Below are 20,556 nucleotides of genomic sequence, written 5' to 3'. Positions count from 1 at the left end.
GGCCGGCCCTCAGCCGGTGCGGGTCAGCCGGGACATGATCGACGGCGGCGCCAGGTCGTGCTGGAGCGCGACCGGGACCTGCACCCGGGTCGGGCCGGAGCCGGCCGTCAGGGTGCCCACCGTCGTTCCGGCGGCGGCGTTGTGGCCGAGGCCGCCCGGCAGGCCGGTCAGCTGGAGGGTGGTGGAGATCCCGGTGAAGCCGGGCACCGCCACGTCCTTGGTCGCCACCACCGGCACCTGGCCGCCCATGCCGTCGTCCACGTAGCCGACCACGTCGCCCTGCTTGGCCAGGGTCTGCCCGGTCAGCGCGGCCTGCCCGGCCGTGATGATCTTCGAACTGACGGTCTGCGCAGCCTTGATGATGTTGTCGGTCGCGGTCGGCGGCTGGCCCAGGGTCACCCCGAGCAGCATCTGCCGGCTGCCGGCGACGTCCTTGACGGCGGCCCACATCAGGCAGCTGCCGGCCGGGGTGCTGGAGCCGGTCTTCACGCCGATCACGCCGTTCTTGTTGAGCAGCGCGTTGGTGTTGAGGATCTTGGTACCGGCGATGGTGGAGTCCGGCTCGGCGACGATCTGCTGGAAGATGGCGTTCTGCATCACCACCTCGGCCAGCTTCAGCTGGTCCTTCGCGGTGCTCTTGGTGTCGTTGCTGTAGCCGGCCGCGTCCGCGTAGCGGGTGTTGCCCATCTGGAACTTGGCCGCCTGGTCGTTCATCTTCTTGACGAACGCGTCCTCGGAGCCGGAGTCCCAGCGGGCCAGCAGCCGGGCGATGTTGTTGGCGCTGGGCAGCATCAGCATCTCCAGCGCCTCGTACTCGCTGATCTGCTGGCCCTCGGTCACCTTGGCGGTGGACTGGTCGGCGTCACCGGACTCGGTGGCCGCCGCCTTGTCCACCGTGATGGTCGGGCCCGACTCGCCCTTCTTGAGCGGGTGGGCCTGCAGGATCAGGTAGGCGTTCATCACCTTGGTCACGCTGGCGATCGGGACCGGGGTCTCCGGGCCCGAGCTGCCGAGGCTGCCGACGCCGAACACCTCGGCGGCGGCCTGCCCCTTGGCCGGCCAGGGCAGCGCCGGCGGAGCGCCGGCGAAGGTGAAGGAGCCCGTGGCGGTCATCCGCAGCTGGGGCTTGGGCAGCGGACGCAGCAGCTGGGCGACGGCGGCGGCGCCGGCCAGCAGAGCGAGCAGCACGGTCCAGACGGTGGCCCGCCTGAGCACCCGGCGGGCCAGGGGAGGCTTGGGGCCGGCCTGACCGCCCTGGGCGGCGAGGGCCGCCACCGCCTCCGGGGCGCTCTCAGGGGCGACGGGCCCGGGGCCGGCCTCGGGGGCGGGGGGTGCGGGAGCGGGCGCGGGCGGCAGGGGCGGGAAGACACCGGACGGCGGGGGCGGCGTGGAGCCGACTGCGAGGGCCGCGGGGGCCGGGGGCGGCGCAGGGGTGGGCGGGGCAGGGGTGGGCGGGGCGACGACAGCAGGGGCGGGGGCGGGCTCCGCGGCGGGGGCCGGCTCCGGAGCCGGGGCGGCCTTGGCCTTGGCCTTGAGCGTGAGGGTCGGCTCGGGGGCGGCCTTGGCCTTGAGGCTGAGGGTCGGCTCGGGAGCCGCCTTGGCCTTGAGCGTGAGGGTGGGCTCGGGAGCGGGCACCGGCTCGGGAGCGGGTGCATCGGCCGGTTCGGGCGCGGGCTCGACCGCCGCCGGCGCGGGCGCGGGCGCCTCGGCCGACGCGCCGTCGGTCTCCGCCGCCGCCCCGTCCGTCTCGTCATCGGTCCGGATGGCGAGACGCGGATCCTCGGCCTCGGTCTCCTCCGTCGCCGGCGTCTCGGGCTCCGGCTCGGGCAGGCGCAGGAACGTGGTCCTGGTGTCCACTTCCCGGACGCGCAGCTGGACGGTGGGGCCGCTCTTGGGGGGAACCCGCTGACCCGTCGTCGGTGCCGCCTCGGCACCGACGGGCTGCTCGCGCTCGCCGTCCTGCACCTTCTCCGGGGCGTCGCCCACGTGTCCCTACCTCCTCGTGTTCGTGTGCTGCGAGGCCGTCGCCGCGCTGGGGTCAGACCTGAACAGTCTCCGTCACCGGGGGCCGATCACGGCCCGCCACACCCCGTCCGACCGGCGGTTATTGCGACCGACCCGGTCTGCCGCCAGCGATGACGTCACCCTGTCGGCCGCTGGTTCCCCCCTCGCGCGGGCCTCCCGGGTGGTTCCCGGCCCAAGGTCACGATTCGGAGGCGTACTCGACAAGTCCGTGTGAGAGGCGTCACGCTGTCATTCATCCACGCGGGGAGGCTTGGATGGGCAAGAGCCGTAGAACAATTCCCGAGGAACTTTTGCTGCTCGCCTTGGACCCGACCACGGGTACCACCGCGCAGCCGCAAACCCTCGACCTCGGACTCGCCGGGGCACAGCTCGTCGAGCTGTCCCTGGCCGGACGGATCGTCCCGGACGGGGACCGGATCGCCGTGGTGTTACCACGGCCCACCGGTGACCCCACCCTGGACCACGCCCTGGAGCTGCTGCGCCGTCGCGGCAGCCCGGTGCGTGCCGCGCACTGGATCGGCGGGCCCCGGCTGGGGCTGCGGCAGACCTACCTGGCGCATCTGGAGCGGTGCGGCATGGTCGCCGCCGTCCCGGGCCAGGTGTGCGGGGTGCTGCCGACAACGCGTTACCAGGCATCCGACGACTGTACGAACGCCGCGATCAAGCAGCGTCTCGACACGGCCATCAGGACCGGGGTACCACCGGACCCCAGGACGGCCGCACTGGCCGCACTGGCGCACGCCGTCGGCCTGGGCAAGCACCTCTACCCCGGCAACGAGGGCCGGTCCTCACGGTCGCGGCTGCGCGACCTGATCCGCTACGACCCGTTGGGCGGCATGGTCGCGCACGCCGTGATGGACGTGCAGAACGGCCTGCCGGCACCGGCGAACCGCACCGGCTCGGCAGGTCGGGCCCCGGCGGCGCGCAGCGGAGCCGATCCGGTCCCCCGGGCCCGGTCCGGCTCCGTCGCACCCAGCCAGGTCGGCGTCCGCTAGGCCGTGTCTCATGGGGCGGTCGTTTCCGGCATCCGCCGGGCACGACCGCCCCTGAGTCGTCTACAGATCGCATTACCACTGAAATCGCCCCAGCGGGCGGGTTTCCCGGAGTCGACAGGTGGTCGGACCAATTCACGACGGCGAACTGATCGGAGGTGACATGCTGCAGAGAAACAGGGGGCTGGTACCAGAGCCGAGGCCGACGGACGGCGCCGCACCATTGCCCGCCCCCGCCCGCACACGAACTGCCCCAAGCACCGTAGAGGTACCGCCGGAGGTCGATGTGTCCGCCAGCATCAATCCCACCGTCCGCCGCAGACGGCTGGGCGCGGAGTTGCGCAGGCTGCGCGAGCAGCGCGGCATGACCGCCGAGCAGGTCGCCGACCGGCTGATGGTCTCCCAGTCGAAGATCAGCCGGCTGGAGAACGGCCGACGCAGCATCAGCCCGCGCGACGTGCGCGATCTGTGCGACGTCTACGAGGTCATCGACCCCAAGATGCGCACCAGCCTGATGGAGATGGCCCGGGAGTCCAAGCAGCGCGGCTGGTGGAACGAGTTCGGCGACATCCCCTACAGCGTCTACATCGGCCTGGAGGCCGAGGCGTTCTCGATCCGCGCCTACGAGTCCTCCTTCGTGCCGGGCCTGTTGCAGACCCGGGAGTACGCCGAGGCGGTGGTGCACGGCACCCAGCCGGACACCGACGCGGAGGCGATCCGGCGCCGGGTGGAGGTCCGGCTCAAGCGCCAGGAGCGGCTCACCGGGCAGGACCAACTGGCCAGCTACTGGACGGTGATAGACGAGGCGGTGCTGGCCCGTGAGGTCGGCGGCCCGGCGGTGATGGGCCAGCAGCTGCGCCGGCTGCTGGAGGCGGGCGAGCAGGCGAACGTCAACATCCAGGTGATCCCGTTCCAGCGCGGGGCCCATCCGGGGATGACCGGCACATTCTCCCTGCTGGAGTTCCCGGAGTCAGCCGATTCCACGGTTGTGTACTTCGAAGGGGTGACGAGCGACCTCTACTTGGAGAAGGACGCCGATGTCCGCCGCTATACCGGTCTCTACGACCACCTGCGCGCGGCTGCTCTGAGCGTCGCCGAGTCGAGGTCACTGATAACCACCTATGCGGAGGTATACGACAATGAGCTCCAAGACCCTGACCGTAAGCCCGGCTTGGCGTAAGAGCAGCCACAGTGGCGGCAACGGTGCCTGTGTGGAGGTCGCGGTACCGGCTCCGCTGGCTGTTGCCGTTCGGGACTCCAAGGACCCGGCCGGGCCGTGGCTGCACTTCGCCCCTGACGCCTGGGACGCGTTCGCCGCGGCTGCGGGGCGCGGGGAGTTCGGCACCGTCTGAGCGGATCCGCTGCGAACCGGCCCGCCCACGATCCGGCTCGGTCACCGAGCCCACGTGCTGGCGGGAGCGCTCACCCCACCGGGTAGCGCTCGCGCCAGGCCGGTCCGGCCCCCGGGCCGTGCAGTTCGGCCCCGTGGCTCAGCTCCAGCACCAGGTCGTCGGCGAGCTGCAGGATGGTGCCGCGCCCCTCGAGTTCGGCCAGCCACTCGGCCGGCAGCGCGGTCTCCCCGTGCAGCGCGCCCAGCAGATTGCCGCAGACCGTCCCGGTGGAGTCGCTGTCCCCCGAGTGGTTGACCGCGAGCAGCAGCCCCGCGCGGACGTCCTCGGCCACCAGGGCGCAGTAGACGCCGATCGCCAGCGCCTCCTCGGCCACCCACCCCTCCCCCAGCGAGGCGACCCGCTCCGCCGAGGGCTCGCCGGCCCGCACCGCCGTCAGCGCCGCGTGCAGCGCCGCCGTCGTCTCCTCGTGCCCCGCCCGCTCGGCCAGCAGCGCGAGCGCCAGCTCGACGCCCTCCTCCACGCTCCCGCCGCGCAGCACGCTGTGCACGATCACGGCCAGCGCCCCCGCCGAGAGGTAGCCGGTGGGGTGGCCGTGCGTCAGCACCGAGCACTCGAGCGCCAGTTGGAAGACCAGCGCGGGCTCCCAGCCGAGCAGCAGGCCGAACGGCGCGGCCCGCATCACCGTGCCGCAGCCCTTGGAGTGCGGGTTCTTGGGCGCCGCCAGGGTGCCCAGCCGGGCGGCGTCCGGCCCGGACAGCCCCGACAGGCAGGCCTGGCCCGGGGCGCGCCGGCTGTAGAGCCACTCCTCGCGCCCCAGCCAGCCCAGATCCGCGCGCCGCTCGTCCGGCCCCCAGCCGTGCTGGGTCTCGGCCCAGCGCAGGTAGGCCTGGTGCACGTCGGTGGGCGGGTGCCAGCCGCCGGTGCCCTGGCGGACGTGGGCCCGGATCAGGCCGTCGACGGTGAACAGGGTCATCTGGGTGTCGTCGGTGACCGCGCCGCGCGCGCCGTACGCCGTGACGTAGCCGGTCACCCCCTGCGGGCCGTGCGCGGCGCGGATCCGGTCGAGCGGCTCGAACTCGATGCCCGCGCCCAGCGCGTCGCCGATCGCGCCGCCGAGCAGGCAGCCGCGCACCCGGCTGCGGTAGTCCTGCTGCTGGGCGCGCGACCACAGGGGTATCACGAGGGAACGGCCTTTCGCTGGACGGCAGGACCGCACCAGGGCCTCCCCCGGGGCGCCCCCGCACTGTAATTCGTCCGGGTGGCGCGTGGCGACCGGCCGCGTCCGGTCCGTGACGACCGGGTCCCTCGTGCCCGGGGTGCTACGGCGTCAGGCGGTTCGGGCCGCGGAAGAGGAAGACCGCCTCGCGCAGCGAGCCCAGACCGAGCAGCGCCATCAGCATCCGGCCCAGCCCCATCCCGAAGCCGCCGTGCGGCGGGCAGCCGAAGCGGAAGCAGTTGAGGTAGTCCGTCAGCGGTGCGGTGTCCATGCCCTTCTCCGCCGCCTGCTCGACCAGCACCTCGTAGCGGTGCTCGCGCTGGGCGCCGGTGGTGACCTCCAGGCCGTTCCAGAGCAGGTCGAAGCTGAGCGTCAGGTCGGGCCGGTCGGCCGGCCTGGCGTGGTAGAAGGGGCGGATGCTCGCCGGGTAGTGGGTGACGAAGACGAACTCGTGCCCCGACTCGCGCCGCATGTGCGCGCAGAGCGCCCGCTCGCCCTCCGGGTCCAGGTCGGTCTTGGTGCCCTCCGGGTCCCAGCCCAGTTCGGTGCGCAGCAGGTGCTGGGCCCGCTCCATGGTGATCCGCGGGAACGGCGTGCTCCGGACGCGGACTTCGACGCCGAACTGCTCCCGGATCTGCTCGCCGTGCCGCTCGGCGACCAGGGCCAGGGCGTGCGCGATCATCTCCTCCTCGAACCGCTGCACCTGTTCGACGTCCTCGATCCAGGCGAGTTCGACGTCCACGCCGGTGAACTCGGTGGCGTGGCGGGAGGTGTAGGAGGGCTCGGCCCGGAAGACCGGGCCGATCTCGAAGACCCGGTCGATGCCGCCGGCGATCGCCATCTGCTTGTAGAACTGCGGCGACTGCGCCAGGTAGGCGCTGCCGCCGAAGTAGTCGAGCCGGAACACCTCGGCGCCGGACTCGGAGGCGGTGCCCATCAGCTTCGGGGTGTGCAGTTCGGTGCAGCCGGCGCCGTACGCGTAGGCGCGCATCCCCTGCTCGAAGGTGCTCTGGACGGCGAGGACCAGCTGGGCGGCGGGCCGTCGGCGCAGGTCCAGGAAGCGCCAGTCGAGCCGGGGTTCGGGCCCGGAGCGCTCGTCGATCGGCAGCGGCCCGGCCGCAGGGTTGAGCAGCTCGACCGACTCCGGGAGCAGTTCGAGGCCGCCGAGCTTGACCACCGGGTTGGCCACCACCCGCCCGGTGATCCGGACGGCGGACTCGGTGGTCAGGCTCTCCAGCAGGCCGGTCAGCTCGTCGGCACCCTTGCGGTGGGTGACCTGGACGACGCCGGTGTGGTCGCGGACCAGCACGAACTGCATGGTGCTCTGCAGGCGCAGGGTCTGGACCCAGCCCGCGACGGTGACCCTCTCGCCGGTGTGCCCGGCGAGGTCGGCGACATGGGTGCGCTCGGCGAAGACTTGGGGCGAAGCCGCTTCGGGCCGGGTTTCGTGGTGGATCATCGCAGTCCTCCGGGGACCTCGGCTGATCCCTTGGACGTGCGGGCGAGAAGGGTGACTCGCGGTGCCACCGCACGTTCGCCGCCACCTGGCCGGGCTCGGTCGGGTGGCGACCTCATTGCACTGCTCGACGCTCCGGAGTGTCTTCACCGTGGGGCACGGGACCGCCTTCCCAGCTGCCGGCGGCTCTCTCGGCCCGCGGAATCCCGCGGCTACTCGTCTCCTTCATCGCGCTGAGCAGGAGGATAGAGCGGGTACCGACGGGCACGCAACGACATTCCGCTGCGTGCCCCGGCCCGTTCCCCACCGCACCCGTCACACCACCTCGGCCAGCTCGCGCAGCAGCTTGGCCTTCGCCCGGGCGCCGACCATCGACTTCACCGGCTCGCCGCCCTTGAAGACGATCAGGGTGGGCATCGAGAGCACCCCGTAGGCGGACTGCGTCCGGGGATTGAGGTCCACGTTCAGCGTGACCACCTTGATCCGGTGCGCCTCCTCCACCGCGACGGCGTCCAACACCGGCGCGATCATCCGGCAGGGCGGGCACCAGTCGGCGGTGAAGTCCACCAGGACCGGCAGTTCGGACTCCAGCACCTGCGCGGCGAAGCTCGCGTCGGTCACTTCCAGCACGTGGTCGGCCATCGGTTCACCCTCCATGGTCGGTCGGCGATTGTCCGGTCAGTTCGCAGCGGGGTTCGGCGTTCGCGCTCGCCACCATCAGCTCCGCGCGGGCCAGTTGCCCCGCCACCTGCTCGCGCACCGCGCCGAGCCGGGCCAGGCAGTCGTCCAGCTCGGCCAGCTTGCGGCGGTACACCTCCAGCGAGGCCGGACAGGTGTCCCCGTCCGGGTGTCCGGCCCGCAGGCACTCCACGAAGGGGCGGGTGTCCTCCAGCTCGAACCCGAACTCCTGCAGCAGCCGGATCTGCCGGACCAGCCGCAGCTCCTCCTCGCCGTAGGCCCGGTAGCCGTTGCCGGCGCGCCGGGCCGTCAGCAGGCCCCGCGCCTCGTAGTACCGCAGCGTGCGGGTGGTCGTCCCCGCCCGCTCCGCCAGCTCTCCGATCCGCATGATCCGTGCCTCCTGCCCGGGCCCTGCCCGCTCCGTCCCTCGACGGTAGACCTTGACCCTGACGTCAAGGCCAGCGCTTCACCGGTCGGCCGCGCCCTCAGCGGGCGGCGAGGCACCCCGATCGCCCGGGACCGGTCGCCGGGCGTGCCCTGGTCGACGGCGTCACCGCCGAGCGGCCGGGCGGTGCGATGCCGACGGGCCGGAGCGGTCCCCTGTTCCGCTCCGGCCCGGGGCCCGCGGCGTCAGTCGATGACGCAGTCGGCGGGCTTGGAACCCTGCGGGCAGGGCAGCCGGGTGACGGTCCTGGCGTAGGCGACGCCCGCGTCCGCGAGGGACTGGGGGATCTTCATCTGCCACTGGGGGCTCAGCGCGATCGCCTCCCAGCCGGGCAGGCCGACCGGCGGCTTGTCGCGGGTCACGGTGATGCCCGGACCGGCGGCGACCTGGTCGAGCGTGGCGTTGGCCGCGGTGATCGAGACCTGGGTGCCGTCGGGACGGGACACCTTGACGGCCTCGTCGTAGAGGCCGTAGCCGTCGGTGCCGGTGATGTAGCTGAACACCTTGGTGCCGTCCGGCAGCTGTCGTTCCTGGCAGGTCGGGTGCTCGTAGCCGGGCTTGCGGTCGTGTCCCTCGTCGGTGCCGCCCATCCAGTTGGCACAGGTCAGGGGGACGGGCGCACCGGGCTTGCCCGGCATCGTCGGCGGGGGGGCGTCGCTCACGTCCAGCATGACGGTGGAGGGGCCCGCGCCGTCGTTGTACTGGAGTTCGACATAGCGCCGCTGGGGACCGGTGTTGAACTTGACCGCGAAGGTGTTCAGCTTGGCCAGCTGTCCGCCGGGCGGCAGCTGGTCGTGCAGGATCTTCAGCATCGCCTGCCAGCTGAGGTCCGCCGTGGCGGGCTCGGCGGCAGCGGCGGCGCCGGTGCTCGGCGAGGCGGCGGCACTCGCGGACGCACCAGCCGTGGGCGTGGCGGCGGGGGCGGTGCCGGCCGGAGGGCTGGGCGACGCGCTCACGGCGCTCGCCGCCGTGCTCTGCGACGAACCGCCGCGTTGCGTCACCACCGCCCCCACCGTCACCAGCGCGGCCACCATCGCCGCCGCGCCGGCGGTCTGCAGCCCCCGGCGGATGCGGCGCCGCTGCCGCCCCGCCCGGCCACCCTCCGCGACCATCGCCGCGACCGGCGGGTCCAGTTCGTGCACGCTCTCCAGGAGCATGCCGGTCAGGTCGTCCTCGAAGTCCATCAGGGATGCTCCTGTTCGTGTCACACGTTCGTGCGTCTGCTCGGTTCCGGTCACTTCCGGAACAGCAACTCGCGGTCGTCGGCCAGCAGTTCACGCAGCCTGGCGAGCGAGCGGGTGTTGAGGCTCTTGACGGCACCGACGCTGGTGCCCAGCGCCTCGGCCGCCGCCTCGATGCTGTAGTCCTCCAGGTAGCGCAGCACCACCACCGCGCGTCCCCGGGGCGGCAGCTGACGCAGCGCCGCCACCAGGGTCAGCCGCAGCTCGGTCCCCTCCCGGTGCTCGCCGGTCGGCCGGTCGGGGATCGCGGCCACCGCCAGCTCGCCGGAGCGGCGCAGCCGGCGGTGCGAGAGGTAGGTGCGCAGCAGCGCCTTGCGCGCGTACGCGTCGATCGCGACGGTCTGACCGCCGCGCTGCAGCCGCCCCCAGACCGCGAACAGCTTGGCGAGCGTCGTCTGGACGAGGTCCTGCGCCTGGTGCCAGTCGCCGCACATCAGGTAGGCGACCTGGAAGAGCTTGCGGGCCCTGGAGGAGGCGAATTCCTCGAAGCTCAGCCCCTCGTGCATGTGGTTCCCCCGGTGGTCCTGCGGTGTTCGGATCGATCGACACCAGCTAGGACGCCGCACCCGGGGCAAGAGGTATCACGGGGGTTCGCGCGACGGCTGGGAAGCAGCGGTTCGGCAGCGGCGGAGCGGCTCCGTACCGCGGGCCGCCGGCTCAGGCCTCGGCGCCGTGCGCCCGGGCGTTCGCGAAGATCACCTCGATCAGCCAGGCGGTGAGGCCCGGCTCGAGCCGGTCGAAGTGGTCGGCGTACCGGGGGTCGTCGAGGTACGTGCGGCCGATGCAGACGTGCATCGCGTGCGGGCAGTCGAAGTGCTGTGCGAGCAGGGCGCGGTGGCGCTCGGCGAGGGCGTTGGCCGCGGCGGAGCCGGGGGCGGTGCCGGCGCGCAGGGCGGCGGCGAGGTCGGCGTTGAGGGCCTCGGCCGTCGCGGTGTAGTCCTGCCAGTCCTGCGGTGTCCGCTCGGCGGCCCGCTCGGCGTACTGCGCCCACTGCTCGGTGTCGCCCCAGCGCTCGCGGGCCTCCTCGACCCGGGCGGGCTGCCAGTCGTCGCCGAAGATCTCGACCTGCTCCTGCGGGGTCAGCCGCAGCCCGGTCCGGGAGGCCGCCATCATGCGGTCGACCGCGCCGACCATCGTCCGCAGGCGGGCGATGCGCTCCTCCAGTTCGGCGCGCTGGCGGCGCAGGTGCTCGTGCGCGTCCACCCGCGGGTCGTCCAGGAGCCGGCCGATCTCGGCCAGCGGGAAGCCGAGTTCCCGGTAGACGAGCACCCGGTGCACCCGGGCGATGTCCTCGCCCGAGTACACCCGGTACCCCGCCCTGGTGCGCTCGCTGGGGCGCACCAGCCCGATCCCGTCCCAGTGGTGGAGCGTCTTCACGCTGACCCCGACCAGCGCCGCCGCCCGGCCGACGGTGAGGCTGTCGCTCGCTGCACGGGGTTCACTGGTCACCGTGTGATTGTCACGCACCGGAGACGGCAGCCGCCGGGACGTCGAAGCCCACCTCCCGCAGGGCCGCCGCCTGCAGACCGCTCGGGTCCAGCGGGCGGGCGGCGGTCAGCACGATCCGCGCGTTCTCCGGCGTGGTGACGGTCAGCTCGACGGAGTTCCACGGCATCTCCCGCGGGCCGCCGGTGCACCCCGGCAGGAGCGCCTCGCAGCGCGCCGCGATCTCCTCGATCTGGCTCGGCACGCAGGCGACGCCCAGGCTCGTCGCCGGCGCCTGGCGAGCGCGCTCGCCGGGGACCAGGAGCACGTCCTGGAAGGCCCAGCGGCGCAGGTGGGTCAGCCGGCCGGGGATGGAGAAGAGGTCGATGAAGCCAAGCCCGCGGATCCAGAAGTCCCGCGAGGCGTCGAGGTCGGGGGTGGGGACGCTGAGGTACATCGGCATCCCGTAGATGCCCCGGTGGACCTCGGGCGCGACCGCGTCGAGGGCGGGCACGGGGACGGGGCTGGTGTAGCTGGAGCTGGTGAATTCGGTCATGCGCCGATCGTGAAGGCTCCTGCAAGGTCAGGGTCAAGCCGGGACGGTTCGGGCCTCGGGCCTCAGGCCTGGTGGCGGGAGCCGTTCATCGGACGGACTTCCCGTGCCTGGCGCACGCGCGGGCCCGGCGGCTGCAGGGTGAGGACGTGGTCGGCCAGCGGGAGGAAGGTCTCCTCGTGGGTGATCAGCACGGTGGTGCGCCCGGCCATGAGTCGGCGCAGTGGGGGGATGAGCTGCTGGACGGTGCGGGCGTCGAGACCGGTGGTGGGCTCGTCCAGGACGAGGACCGGTGTGTCGCGCACGAAGGCGCGGGCGATGGCGATGCGCTGGCTCTGACCGCCGGAGAGCTGGAAGCCGTCGTCGCCGATGACCGTGCCGTAGCCGTCCGGGAGCGCGGTGATGAAGTCGTGGGCGCTCGCGTTCCGGGCGGCGCGTTCGATGTCACCGTCCGATGCGTCGGGTCTGCCGTAGGCGATGTTGTCCCGGATGGACGCGTGGAAGAGCGCTGTCTGCTGCGGCAGGAGGGTGGTGACCCGGCGCAGCGAGGTCAGGGTCAGGTCCCGGATGTCGTCGCCGTCGAGGCGGATCGTGCCGGTCCGGGGGTCCATGAGGCGCAGCACGAGCTTGGCGAGGGTGGACTTGCCGCTGCCGTTGGGGCCGACCACGGCGAGGACCTCGCCGGGGTGGATGTCGAAGCTGACCCCGCTCAGTGCCAGGGGGCCGTGGCGGCCGGGGTAGGCGGCGTGGACGTTCTCGAAGGAGAGGCGGCCCCGCACCTCGCCGGTGTCGTGGGCATCGGGGCGCTCCTGGACCGGGCTGGTCAGGTCGTGGAGTTCGAGGACGCGTTCGCCCGAGGCACAGGCGGCGCCGGCGAGCGGGGCGAGTTCGGCGAGTTGCTGGGCCGGTTCGAACAGCTGGGCCATGACGGCGGTGAAGGCGAGCAGGCCGCCCAAGGTCAGCTCGCCGTGGATCAGCTCCAGCGCGCCCACGCCGACCACGACCACTCCGGCGAGCAGCTGCAGGAAGCCCAGGAAGGGCTGGTAGAGGTCGGCCACCCGGGCGGTGGCGAGTTCGGCGCCGAGCAGGGCCCGGCCCTCCCGGTCGACCCGTGCCACCTCGCGCGCCTCCTGGCCGTTGGTGCGCGTGATGACCGCGTTGCGCAGCGTCTCCTCCAGCAGCGCCGTGACGCCGCCGGCGCGGCGCTGGACCAGCCGTTCCCGATCGCGGATGCGCCGTCCGAACAGACCGGTGGAGAGGACGAACAAGGGGACGGCCACCAGAGCGGCCAGGGTGAGGGGCCAGCTCAGGTAGGCCGCGGCGGCCGCGAACAGCAGCAGGTTGACGGCGGCCACCCCGCCCTCGACGAGACCGGTCGCGACCATCTGCTCGATCGCCGCGATGTCGGAGGTCAGCCGGGCCACCAGGTCGCCGCGCCAGCGGGACTCCAGCGTGTCGGGCGGCAGGGTGTGCAGGTGGGCGAGCGTGTCGGTGCGCAGTCGCAGCATGTACCGCTCGGCGGTCCTGGTGCCGGCGTAGGTGCCGGCGAAGGTGAGCAGGCCGGCAACGACGGCCACGCCGAGCATGGTGGAGGCGAGCGGCCAGAAGTCGGCGAAGTGCCGGGGGACGAGGACGTCGTCGATCAGGTCCTTGAAGAGCCAGACCGAGACGAGTTCGCCGAACGCGCCGAGGACGAGCAGGACCGCGCTCACCGGGAGCCAGCGCACGTCCGGGCGTACCCACGGCCAGAACCGGCGGAACAGCTCACGCAGCTCAATGGCGGGAGCGTCGTCCACCGGGCCCGGGTCGGCGGCCGAGGCCGCCGGCTCCGAAGGCGTGGCACCGCGCATGAAGAACATGACGGGGATGGCGAGGGGCCGACGGCGGAACCGTCGACCCCGGGGTGCGGGCTACGCCGGAACCGGCGCAGCCCGCACCCTCAGCGTCACCAGAAGCCGAAACGACGACGGCGGTGACGACGATTCCTGCGCCGATGGCTGTAGTAACTCATCACGACCTGCCTTTCCGTTGTTTTGGCGCACCGCAACCGTGACCGGTACCAGCGGCGCCGGTCACAGGAGTTGCGCATACTGCCCTGTTGCGAGACGGAATCCGGTGGGCGCATCGGGGACACACCCGCCTGGTCTCGTCCCACTCCCTCCAGTATCCGCCTGATGCCCGCACCCGCCTCTGGGGGCCGCAGGCCCGGACGCAGGCCGCGGGCCGGCCCGCGGACCTGCAGGGGTGCCGTCACCCTGAGGGCGCGTACGGGCACAGCGCGGACCAAGGAGCGGTGAACCGCCGAACTGCCCTTTCACGCCGCGCACCTGACGTCGGCTCAGCCCGTATTCATTCAGAGCGCCGCTGCTCAGAGGCCGTCCGGCCCCTTCCCCCGGATGAGCGCTCCGGACGGCGGGGGCACCCGGGCCCGGGCAGGCTGTCCGCATGAGGGTCGCTCCCGGGCGGGGTCAGGTGCTCATCGCCGTCGTCATGTTCGCCCTGACCATGGTGGCCGGGTCGATCGACGCGATCACCTTCCTCGGGCTCGGGCACGTCTTCGCCGCACTCGCCACCGGGAACGTGCTGCTGCTCGGCTTCGGGGTGGGCGGCACGGCGGGGACGCCGATCGCCCGGCCGGCCGAGGCACTGGGCGCCTTCGCGGCCGGGGTGGTCCTCGCCCACGTCCTGATCGTGCGTCGGCTCGGCCGCAGCCGGCGCTGGTTCCTGGCGACGCTGGGCGGCGAGGCCGCACTGCTGGCCGGCACCGGGGCCTGGGTGCTGGCCGGCAACGGCACCGCGCGGCTGCCGCTGCACGGGGCGGGCCCGACCGTCCTGCTGCTCGCGGTCACCATGGGCTGGCACAGCCGGGTGGTCGACGAGGCGCGGATCCCGGACATGCCGACGACGGTGCTGCAGACCTCGCTGGTGAAGGCGATCACGGACCTCCTGCCGTTCCGGTCGGCGGCCGAGCCCGCGCCACGGCTGACCCGGATGCGCCGGATGGCGACGGTGGCCGGCATCTTCCTCGGCGGCGTCGGCGGGGCGCTGCTGCACCGGCTCGGGGTCGGCCCGGCGCTGCTCGGCGTCGCGGGCTTCGAGGCGGCGGTCGCGGTGCTCTACTCCCGCACGCCCCGGCTGGGCCCGGCTGGCCAGGGCGGGCCCTCAGTGGGTCAGGGGGCCGGGGAGGGGTAGACCAGAGCGTCGGTGACGGCGTCGACCTGGTACGAGGTCCCCTGCGAGCCGGGGTCGGAGGAGTTCGCCAGGGTCACCGACCAGCAGGGCCGCCACTGGGTGCCGACCAGCGCGGCCACCATCTGGACCTTCAGCACCGCGCCCGGATGCGCCGCGCCCACGGTCGCGACCGCGACCTGCCGCGAGACGGTGGCCGGGACCAGCTGCGGGTCCGGGACGTTGCGCGAGGTGAACTGTTCGATCCGGCCGGTCGGGTCCACCTGGACGTCCAGGCGGAACGGCTCCAGCAGCCCGTCACCCCGGTAGCGGCGGTACTCCACGGTGCGGCGCTGCTTGGCCGGGTCGGCCTGGTAGACCCGCACGGTGGTACCGGCCAGCTCCGGGGCGTACCACTGTCGGGCGAAGGCGTCCGCGACCGCCCGCGCCTGCGCGTCCGCCCGCGCTGCCGAGCCCGAGCCGGTGCTTGAGCCGGTGCCCGAGCCGGGCGAGGGCGAGGGGCTGGGAGCGGCGGTGGCGTAGTCGGTGCCCTGGTTCAGCTGCCCCGACGGCCACTCGATGCTGAGCTGCGCCGTCCTGGTGTTGACCACCAGCAGGTCCGGTGTGCTGTCCGTGGCGGCCTCCTCCTGGACGGAGACGACCTCCGCGCCCGGTCCGTAGACCAGCGCGGCGTCCTTGACCGCCAGCGCCCGCTTCTCGCTCGACACCACGGAGGTGACCTTGCCCGTCACCCAGCGCGGGCTGACGGCCGAGCTCTGCACGGCGAACACGACGACGGCGCCGACCGCCAGCGGCAGCCCGCTCCAGAGCAGCTCGCGGCGGTTCGGCAGGGCCAGGGCGCGGCGGCGCCTCCAGCGCCAGCCGATCGCGAGCAGGATGCCGACGAGCGCGCCGGTGGCGTTGCCGACGAAGTCCTGCGAGTCGCAGGTCCGGCCGATCGGGAGCAGTGCCTGGGCCGTCTCGGTGCCGGCCGAGAGCAGCCAGCAGCCGGCCAGCGCGATCAGCGGCCGGTCCAGCAGCAGGGCGGTGAAGAACGCGAGCGGCGCGTACAGCGCGAGGTTCAGCAGCCCCTGCCGGTTGCCGAAGGCGCGCCACAGCTCCGTGCTGTAGGTGCAGATGTGCGAGCTGGTCAGGTTGTGCCCGGTCGGGCTGAGCGTGAGGGTCAGCTCGCCCGCCAGGCAGAGCGCGAGGAGCACGGCGAGCCTGCGGTCGAGCCCGCGGCGCGGGGCAAAGCGCCAGGCCACCGCGCCGGCGAGTAAGGCCAGCACGGCGAAGACCGGTATGAGGCCCGCGTGCGTGCGCAGGATGGCGGGGATCATGGAGTGTCCTTGCTAGGAGTTCAAGCCCAGTCCCGGGACACTACAGCGGAGATCACGGACGTCGGGAGGAGCCCCCGGGCTCGACCGCCGGCACCCGCTCAGAGCCGGTCGTAGATTTCCACCAGCCGGCGCAGCACGTCGGTGGCGACCCGCAGCGCCTGCGTGTCGTGGCCGCCCAGCTCACCGGCCAGCTCCGCGGCCAGTGCGCGGGTGCGCTCCTCGTGCCGGCGCCGCCCGTCCGGGGTGAGCGCGACCAGGACGGAGCGCTTGTCGCCCGCCGGGCGCTCGCGGGTGACGTAGCCGGCCGCGGCGAGGCCGTTGACGAGCTGGGTGGTGGCCGCGCCGGTGGTCTCGGTGCGGGCGGCGAGCCGGCCGATCGGCAGCGGGCCGTCGTCCGCCAGCACCCGCAGGGCGCGGGCGTGGGTGAGGGAGAGGGCGCCCGGGGTGCGGGTGGCGCGGCCGCGCAGCCGGGAGTCGGCGGCGCTGAGGCTGTAGGCGGCGCGGGCCAGGCCGTCCAGTGCCTGCTCGCGGTCGGACTCGGGGGCGGGGTCGGGAGCGGGTGGCGTCGACACGGGCGGGGCCTCCGGACTGGCGGGACGGAACGGGCGAGTTGACAGCCAGCTTAGCTTAAGTACTTAATGATTAAGTACTTAGCAATCACCGCTGAGCACCCCACTGCACTCCCGAGGAGTCCGTCATGACCATCCGTTCGACCGGCCAGAGCTGGGCCCTGGACATCGCCCTCGCCCAGGGCGGCTTCGACGCCCTGCACCCCGAGGCCAAGGGCACCCTGGAGCAGCTCGGCCACGACCACACCGACTTCGACAAGGTCTTCGACCTGGTGCGCAGCGGCGTGATGCTGCCCAAGGCGTGGGCCACCGTCGCCGGGCAGGCCGAGGAGCGCGCCGCCCACCACGAGCGCGGCGGCTTCGCCCAGACCGCCGCCGACCTGTACGTGCGCGCCTGCGTGATGTGGGGCCGCGCCCAGTACTCGATCTTCGACGCCGCCGACCCGCGCAAGCTCGCCTTCCGCGCCCGCGCCAACCACTGCGTGGAGCGCCTGGGCGCCCTGCGCGGCAACCGGGTGCGCCGCGTCGAGCTGGACTTCGAGGGCGGCCGGATCTTCGGCCTGCTGCACCTGCCCGCCGGCGAGGTGCAGGGCGCCCCCGCGGTGATCCTCGGCCCGGGGATGGACATGATCAAGGAGGACTACATCTACGCGGCCGAGCGCTACTACACCTCGCGCGGCATGGTCGCCCTCTCCATCGAGGGCCCGGGGCAGGGCGAGACCCGGGCCAACGGCCTGACCGTCGACCTCACCAACTACGAGCGCGCGATCGGCCGTTACCTCGACCACCTGGCCTCGCTGCCGGAGGTCGACCCGCAGCGGATCGGCATGTTCGGCATCAGCATGAGCGGCTACTGGGGCTCGCGCGCCGCCGCCACCGACCCCCGGCTCGCCGCGCTGGCCGCCTTCGAGGCCGTCACCGGTGACTTCACCACCATCTTCGAGCGGGCCCAGCCCACCTTCAAGAACAACTACATGTTCATGGCCGGCTACACCGACGAGGAGGCCTTCGACCGCGAGCTGGTCGCCCGGATGCCGCTGGGCGAGCTGGTCGGGGACATCACCTGCCCGGTCCTGTACGGCATCGGTGAGTTCGACGAACTCACCGTCCTGGAGCAGGCACTGGCCAGCTACGAGCGGGTCCGCGCGCCCAAGGAGCTGCGGGTCTACGAGAACGAGTTCCACCCGCTGGGCGGGGTCGCGGCCGAGGTCTTCCGGTTCGGCGCCGAGTGGGTCGAGCGCGCCCTGAACGGCGAGTTCCGCGCGCCCGGCCGCGACGTGCGGCACTACGTGCGCCGCGACGGCAGCACCGTCGACGGCACCGCCAACCCGGCCTGGTGGCTGGGCACCGAGCCCGCCCTGATCACCGGGGCCCGCCGGGCCTGAGCCCGGCGGTCCGGCGGCGGGTCAGTCCAGCACCGGCAGCAGCCGCGGCAGGTGCCCGTCGGAGGCCAGCGCCACCGCGCGCCGCTCCCCGTCCACCTCGCCGTAGGTGGTGGTGCGCTGGCGCGCGGGGCGGCCGACGGCCTCGGCGATCGCCTCCAGGTCGCGGATGGACTTGTAACTCCCGTACGCGGAGCCGGCCATCCGGGAGATGGTCTCCTCCATCAGGGTGCCGCCGAGGTCGTTGGCTCCGCTGCGGAGCATCTCGGCCGCGCCGTCCGCGCCCAGCTTCACCCAGCTGGTCTGGATGTTGGGGATGTACGGGTGCAGCAGCAGCCGGGCCATCGCGACCACCGCGCGGTTGTCGCGGTGGGTCGGGCCCGGCCGGGCGATGCCGGCCAGGTAGACCGGGGCGTTGGTGTGGATGAACGGCAGCGTGACGAACTCGGTGAAGCCGCCGGTGCGCTGCTGGATCGAGGCGAGCAGCCGCAGGTGGCCGAGCCAGTGCGCCGGGGTGTCGACGTGGCCGTACATCATGGTGGAGGAGGAGCGGATGCCCAGCTCGTGGGCGGTGCTGACGACCTCCACCCAGGTGTCGGCGGGCAGCTTGCCCTTGGTGAGGATCCACCGCACGTCGTCGTCCAGGATCTCGGCCGCCGTGCCCGGGATGCTGTCCAGGCCGGCCTCCTTGGCCGCACTCAGCCACTCGCGGATGGAGAGCCCGGTGCGGGTCGCCCCGTTGACCACCTCCATCGGCGAGAAGGCGTGCACGTGGATGCCCGGCACCCGCTCCTTGACCGCCCGCGCGATGTCGAAGTACGCGGTGCCCGGCAGGTCCGGGTGGATGCCGCCCTGCATGCAGACCTCGGTGGCGCCCACCTCCCAGGCCTGGGCCGCGCGTTCGGCCACCTGGTCGAGCGAGAGGGTGTAGGCGTCGGCGTCGGTGCGGCGCTGGGCGAAGGCGCAGAAGCGGCAGCCGGTGTAACAGACGTTGGTGAAGTTGATGTTGCGGGTGACGCAGTAGGTGACGGTGTCGCCGACCACCGACCGGCGCAGGTCGTCGGCAACCTTGCAGAGCGCGTCCAGCGCCGGGCCGTCGGCCTGGAAGAGGGTGAGCGCCTGGTCGTCCGTCAGCCGGGTGGGGTCGTCGGCGGCGACCGCGAGCGCGGCGCGCACGTCGCCGCCCAGGCGGGCGGCCGGCACCGCGGCGGCCTGCTCGCGCAGCGCCTCCCAGTCGCCGTAGACCTCGTCGAAGTCGCCGCGGCGGTCGCCGGTGCGGCCCTCGGTGTCGATCTCGTGGTGCAGTTCGGTGCGGCCAAAGGAGCCGAGGTCCTCCGGCTCCTGCCAGGGGCGGCCCAGCACCGGCGCGTCCTCGCGGGCCAGCGCCGAGCCGGCCTCCAGCAGGCCCTCCACGTGCGGGCGCAGCCGCGGGTCCAGCCACGGCTCGCCGCGCTTGAGGAACTCCGGGTAGACGGTGAGCCGTTCGCGCAGCCGGTAACCCTGTTCGGCGGTGCGGGCGGCCAGTTCGGCGATCTGCGGCCAGGGCGCCTCGGGGTTGACGTGGTCCGGGGTGAGCGGCGAGACGCCGCCCCAGTCGTCGATGCCCGCACCGATGATCAGCCGGTACTCCCCCGCGACCAGGTTCGGCGGCGCCTGCAGCCGCATCCCCGGCCCGAGCACCACCCGGGCCACCGCGATGCAGGCGGCGACCTCCTGGAGTTCCGCGTCCGGCATGCCGCGCATCGCGGTGTCCGGCTTGGCCCGGAAGTTCTGGATGATCACCTCCTGGATGCCGTGGTACTCCCGGGAGACGGAGCGGATCGCGAAGAGCGAGTCGGCCCGCTCCTCGTAGGTCTCGCCGATGCCGATCAGCAGACCGGTGGTGAAGGGAATGGCCGTGCGCCCCGCGTCCTGGAGCGCGCGCAGCCGCACGGCGGGCTCCTTGTCCGGCGAGCCGTAGTGCGGGCCGTCGGGCTCGGACCACAGGCGGGTCGCGGTGGTCTCCAGCATCATGCCCATGCTCGGCGAGACGGGCTTCAGGCGCTGGAAGTCGGTCCAGCTGCAGACCCCGGGGTTGAGGTGCGGCAGCAGGCCGGTCTCCTCCAGGACCCGCACCGAGATCGCGCGCAGGTAGGAGACGGTGTCGTCGTAGCCGTGCGCGTCCAGCCACTCGCGGGCCTCGGGCCAGCGGTCCTCGGGGCGGTCGCCGAGGGTGAACAGGGCCTCCTTGCAGCCCAGCGCGGCGCCCTTGCGGCAGATGTCCAGCACCTCGTCCGGGGAGAGGAACATCCCCTGGCCCTCGCGGCGCAGCTTGCCGGGGACGGTGACGAAGGTGCAGTAGCGGCAGCGGTCCCGGCAGAGCCGGGTGAGCGGGACGAAGACCTTCTTGGAGTAGGTGATGACGCCCTCGCGCCCGACCGCCGCCAGCCCCTGGTCCCGCAGCCGGGCCGCGGTGGCGCACAGGTCCGCCAAGTCCTCGTCCCTGGCCTGCAGGAGGACGGCCGCCTCGGCTCTGTCCAGCGCCACCCCGTCCCGGGCCCGGCGCAGCGCTCGGCGCATCGCGTTCGCGGTGGGCCGCGCGGTGGGTGTCGGCAGCGCGGTCGGCCGCGCGCTCGCGGTCGGCTCCGTCGTCGGCGTGGCAGAGGGCGTGGCGTCCATGCGCCGACCCTACGCCAGCAGGAGTACCCGACGTCCCCCAGAACCCTGATATCGCC

The 20,556-nt window shown here is 73.1% G+C and carries 18 protein-coding genes; 5 read left to right on the top strand and 13 right to left on the bottom strand.

All coding sequences use genetic code 11. The features are described 5' to 3' along the window. Window positions 1-9: 9 nt before the first annotated feature. Window positions 10-1,986, bottom strand: a complete 1,977-nt coding sequence (locus tag OG294_RS23245) for a D-alanyl-D-alanine carboxypeptidase family protein (protein WP_327068464.1) — start codon at window positions 1,984-1,986, stop codon at window positions 10-12. Window positions 1,987-2,279: 293 nt separating this feature from the next. Here OG294_RS23245 and OG294_RS23240 point away from each other — a divergent pair, with 293 nt between their 5' ends. The 3 genes from OG294_RS23240 (at window position 2,280) to OG294_RS23230 (ending at window position 4,369) form a co-directional block, all read left to right on the top strand. Continuing rightward, on the top strand, window positions 2,280-3,020 hold the full coding sequence (locus OG294_RS23240) for a GOLPH3/VPS74 family protein (protein ID WP_327068463.1): 741 nt from the start codon (window positions 2,280-2,282) through the stop codon (window positions 3,018-3,020). A gap of 283 nt (window positions 3,021-3,303) precedes the next feature. Continuing rightward, window positions 3,304-4,197: a helix-turn-helix domain-containing protein gene (locus OG294_RS23235; RefSeq protein WP_327068462.1), complete on the top strand. Its 894-nt coding sequence runs from the start codon at window positions 3,304-3,306 to the stop codon at window positions 4,195-4,197. A 31-nt stretch (window positions 4,198-4,228) separates the two neighbouring features. Continuing rightward, a complete protein-coding gene (locus OG294_RS23230) occupies window positions 4,229-4,369 on the top strand; it encodes a DUF397 domain-containing protein (RefSeq protein ID WP_442789199.1) in 141 nt (46 codons plus the stop codon). A gap of 70 nt (window positions 4,370-4,439) precedes the next feature. Here the strand turns inward: OG294_RS23230 and OG294_RS23225 are convergent, their stop codons facing one another. The 9 genes from OG294_RS23225 to OG294_RS23185 all read right to left on the bottom strand — a co-directional run bounded on the left by OG294_RS23225 (window position 4,440) and on the right by OG294_RS23185 (window position 13,242). After that, a complete protein-coding gene (locus OG294_RS23225) occupies window positions 4,440-5,549 on the bottom strand; it encodes an ADP-ribosylglycohydrolase family protein (RefSeq protein WP_327068460.1) in 1,110 nt (369 codons plus the stop codon). Window positions 5,550-5,688: 139 nt separating this feature from the next. Continuing rightward, on the bottom strand, window positions 5,689-7,044 hold the full coding sequence (gene aspS, locus OG294_RS23220; RefSeq protein ID WP_327068459.1) for an aspartate--tRNA(Asn) ligase: 1,356 nt from the start codon (window positions 7,042-7,044) through the stop codon (window positions 5,689-5,691). A 312-nt stretch (window positions 7,045-7,356) separates the two neighbouring features. Continuing rightward, window positions 7,357-7,683: a thioredoxin gene (gene trxA / locus OG294_RS23215; protein WP_327068458.1), complete on the bottom strand. Its 327-nt coding sequence runs from the start codon at window positions 7,681-7,683 to the stop codon at window positions 7,357-7,359. A gap of 4 nt (window positions 7,684-7,687) precedes the next feature. Continuing rightward, window positions 7,688-8,107: a MerR family transcriptional regulator gene (locus OG294_RS23210; RefSeq protein ID WP_327068457.1), complete on the bottom strand. Its 420-nt coding sequence runs from the start codon at window positions 8,105-8,107 to the stop codon at window positions 7,688-7,690. Window positions 8,108-8,349: 242 nt separating this feature from the next. Next, window positions 8,350-9,348: a hypothetical protein gene (locus OG294_RS23205; RefSeq protein ID WP_327068456.1), complete on the bottom strand. Its 999-nt coding sequence runs from the start codon at window positions 9,346-9,348 to the stop codon at window positions 8,350-8,352. Between the two features lie 50 nt (window positions 9,349-9,398). Then, on the bottom strand, window positions 9,399-9,911 hold the full coding sequence (locus OG294_RS23200; RefSeq protein WP_327068455.1) for a SigE family RNA polymerase sigma factor: 513 nt from the start codon (window positions 9,909-9,911) through the stop codon (window positions 9,399-9,401). A gap of 151 nt (window positions 9,912-10,062) precedes the next feature. After that, window positions 10,063-10,854, bottom strand: a complete 792-nt coding sequence (locus OG294_RS23195; protein ID WP_327068454.1) for a MerR family transcriptional regulator — start codon at window positions 10,852-10,854, stop codon at window positions 10,063-10,065. A 10-nt stretch (window positions 10,855-10,864) separates the two neighbouring features. Next, the gene (locus OG294_RS23190; RefSeq protein WP_327068453.1) at window positions 10,865-11,386 is read right to left on the bottom strand and encodes a VOC family protein; all 522 of its coding nucleotides are present in this window, start codon (window positions 11,384-11,386) and stop codon (window positions 10,865-10,867) included. Between the two features lie 62 nt (window positions 11,387-11,448). Continuing rightward, entirely contained in the window at window positions 11,449-13,242 is a 1,794-nt protein-coding gene (locus OG294_RS23185) for an ABC transporter ATP-binding protein (RefSeq protein WP_327068452.1), read from the bottom strand. Between the two features lie 586 nt (window positions 13,243-13,828). Here OG294_RS23185 and OG294_RS23180 point away from each other — a divergent pair. Next, window positions 13,829-14,575 carry a YoaK family protein gene (locus OG294_RS23180; protein WP_327068451.1) on the top strand — a complete coding sequence of 249 codons (747 nt, stop codon included), beginning with the start codon at window positions 13,829-13,831 and terminating at the stop codon, window positions 14,573-14,575. On the opposite strand, the gene OG294_RS23175 is transcribed toward OG294_RS23180, so the two are convergent. Together OG294_RS23175 and OG294_RS23170 are read right to left on the bottom strand one after the other, a co-directional pair. Further along, the gene (locus OG294_RS23175) at window positions 14,554-15,891 is read right to left on the bottom strand and encodes a VanZ family protein (RefSeq protein ID WP_327068450.1); all 1,338 of its coding nucleotides are present in this window, start codon (window positions 15,889-15,891) and stop codon (window positions 14,554-14,556) included. The genes OG294_RS23180 and OG294_RS23175 overlap by 22 nt on opposite strands. A gap of 98 nt (window positions 15,892-15,989) precedes the next feature. Further along, on the bottom strand, window positions 15,990-16,463 hold the full coding sequence (locus OG294_RS23170; RefSeq protein WP_327068449.1) for a MarR family winged helix-turn-helix transcriptional regulator: 474 nt from the start codon (window positions 16,461-16,463) through the stop codon (window positions 15,990-15,992). Between the two features lie 125 nt (window positions 16,464-16,588). Here OG294_RS23170 and OG294_RS23165 point away from each other — a divergent pair, with 125 nt between their 5' ends. Beyond that, complete coding sequence (locus OG294_RS23165; protein ID WP_327068448.1) at window positions 16,589-17,845, top strand: alpha/beta hydrolase; 1,257 nt, start codon at window positions 16,589-16,591, stop codon at window positions 17,843-17,845. A gap of 21 nt (window positions 17,846-17,866) precedes the next feature. Here OG294_RS23165 and OG294_RS23160 read toward each other — a convergent pair whose 3' ends face one another. Beyond that, entirely contained in the window at window positions 17,867-20,500 is a 2,634-nt protein-coding gene (locus OG294_RS23160) for a bifunctional FO biosynthesis protein CofGH (protein WP_327068447.1), read from the bottom strand. Between the last annotated feature and the right edge of the window lie 56 nt (window positions 20,501-20,556).

Origin of the sequence: Kitasatospora sp. NBC_01302, from assembly GCF_035976515.1 — a bacterium.
GTDB lineage: Bacteria > Actinomycetota > Actinomycetes > Streptomycetales > Streptomycetaceae > Kitasatospora.
This window is presented reverse-complemented; position numbering and strand designations above follow the sequence as displayed.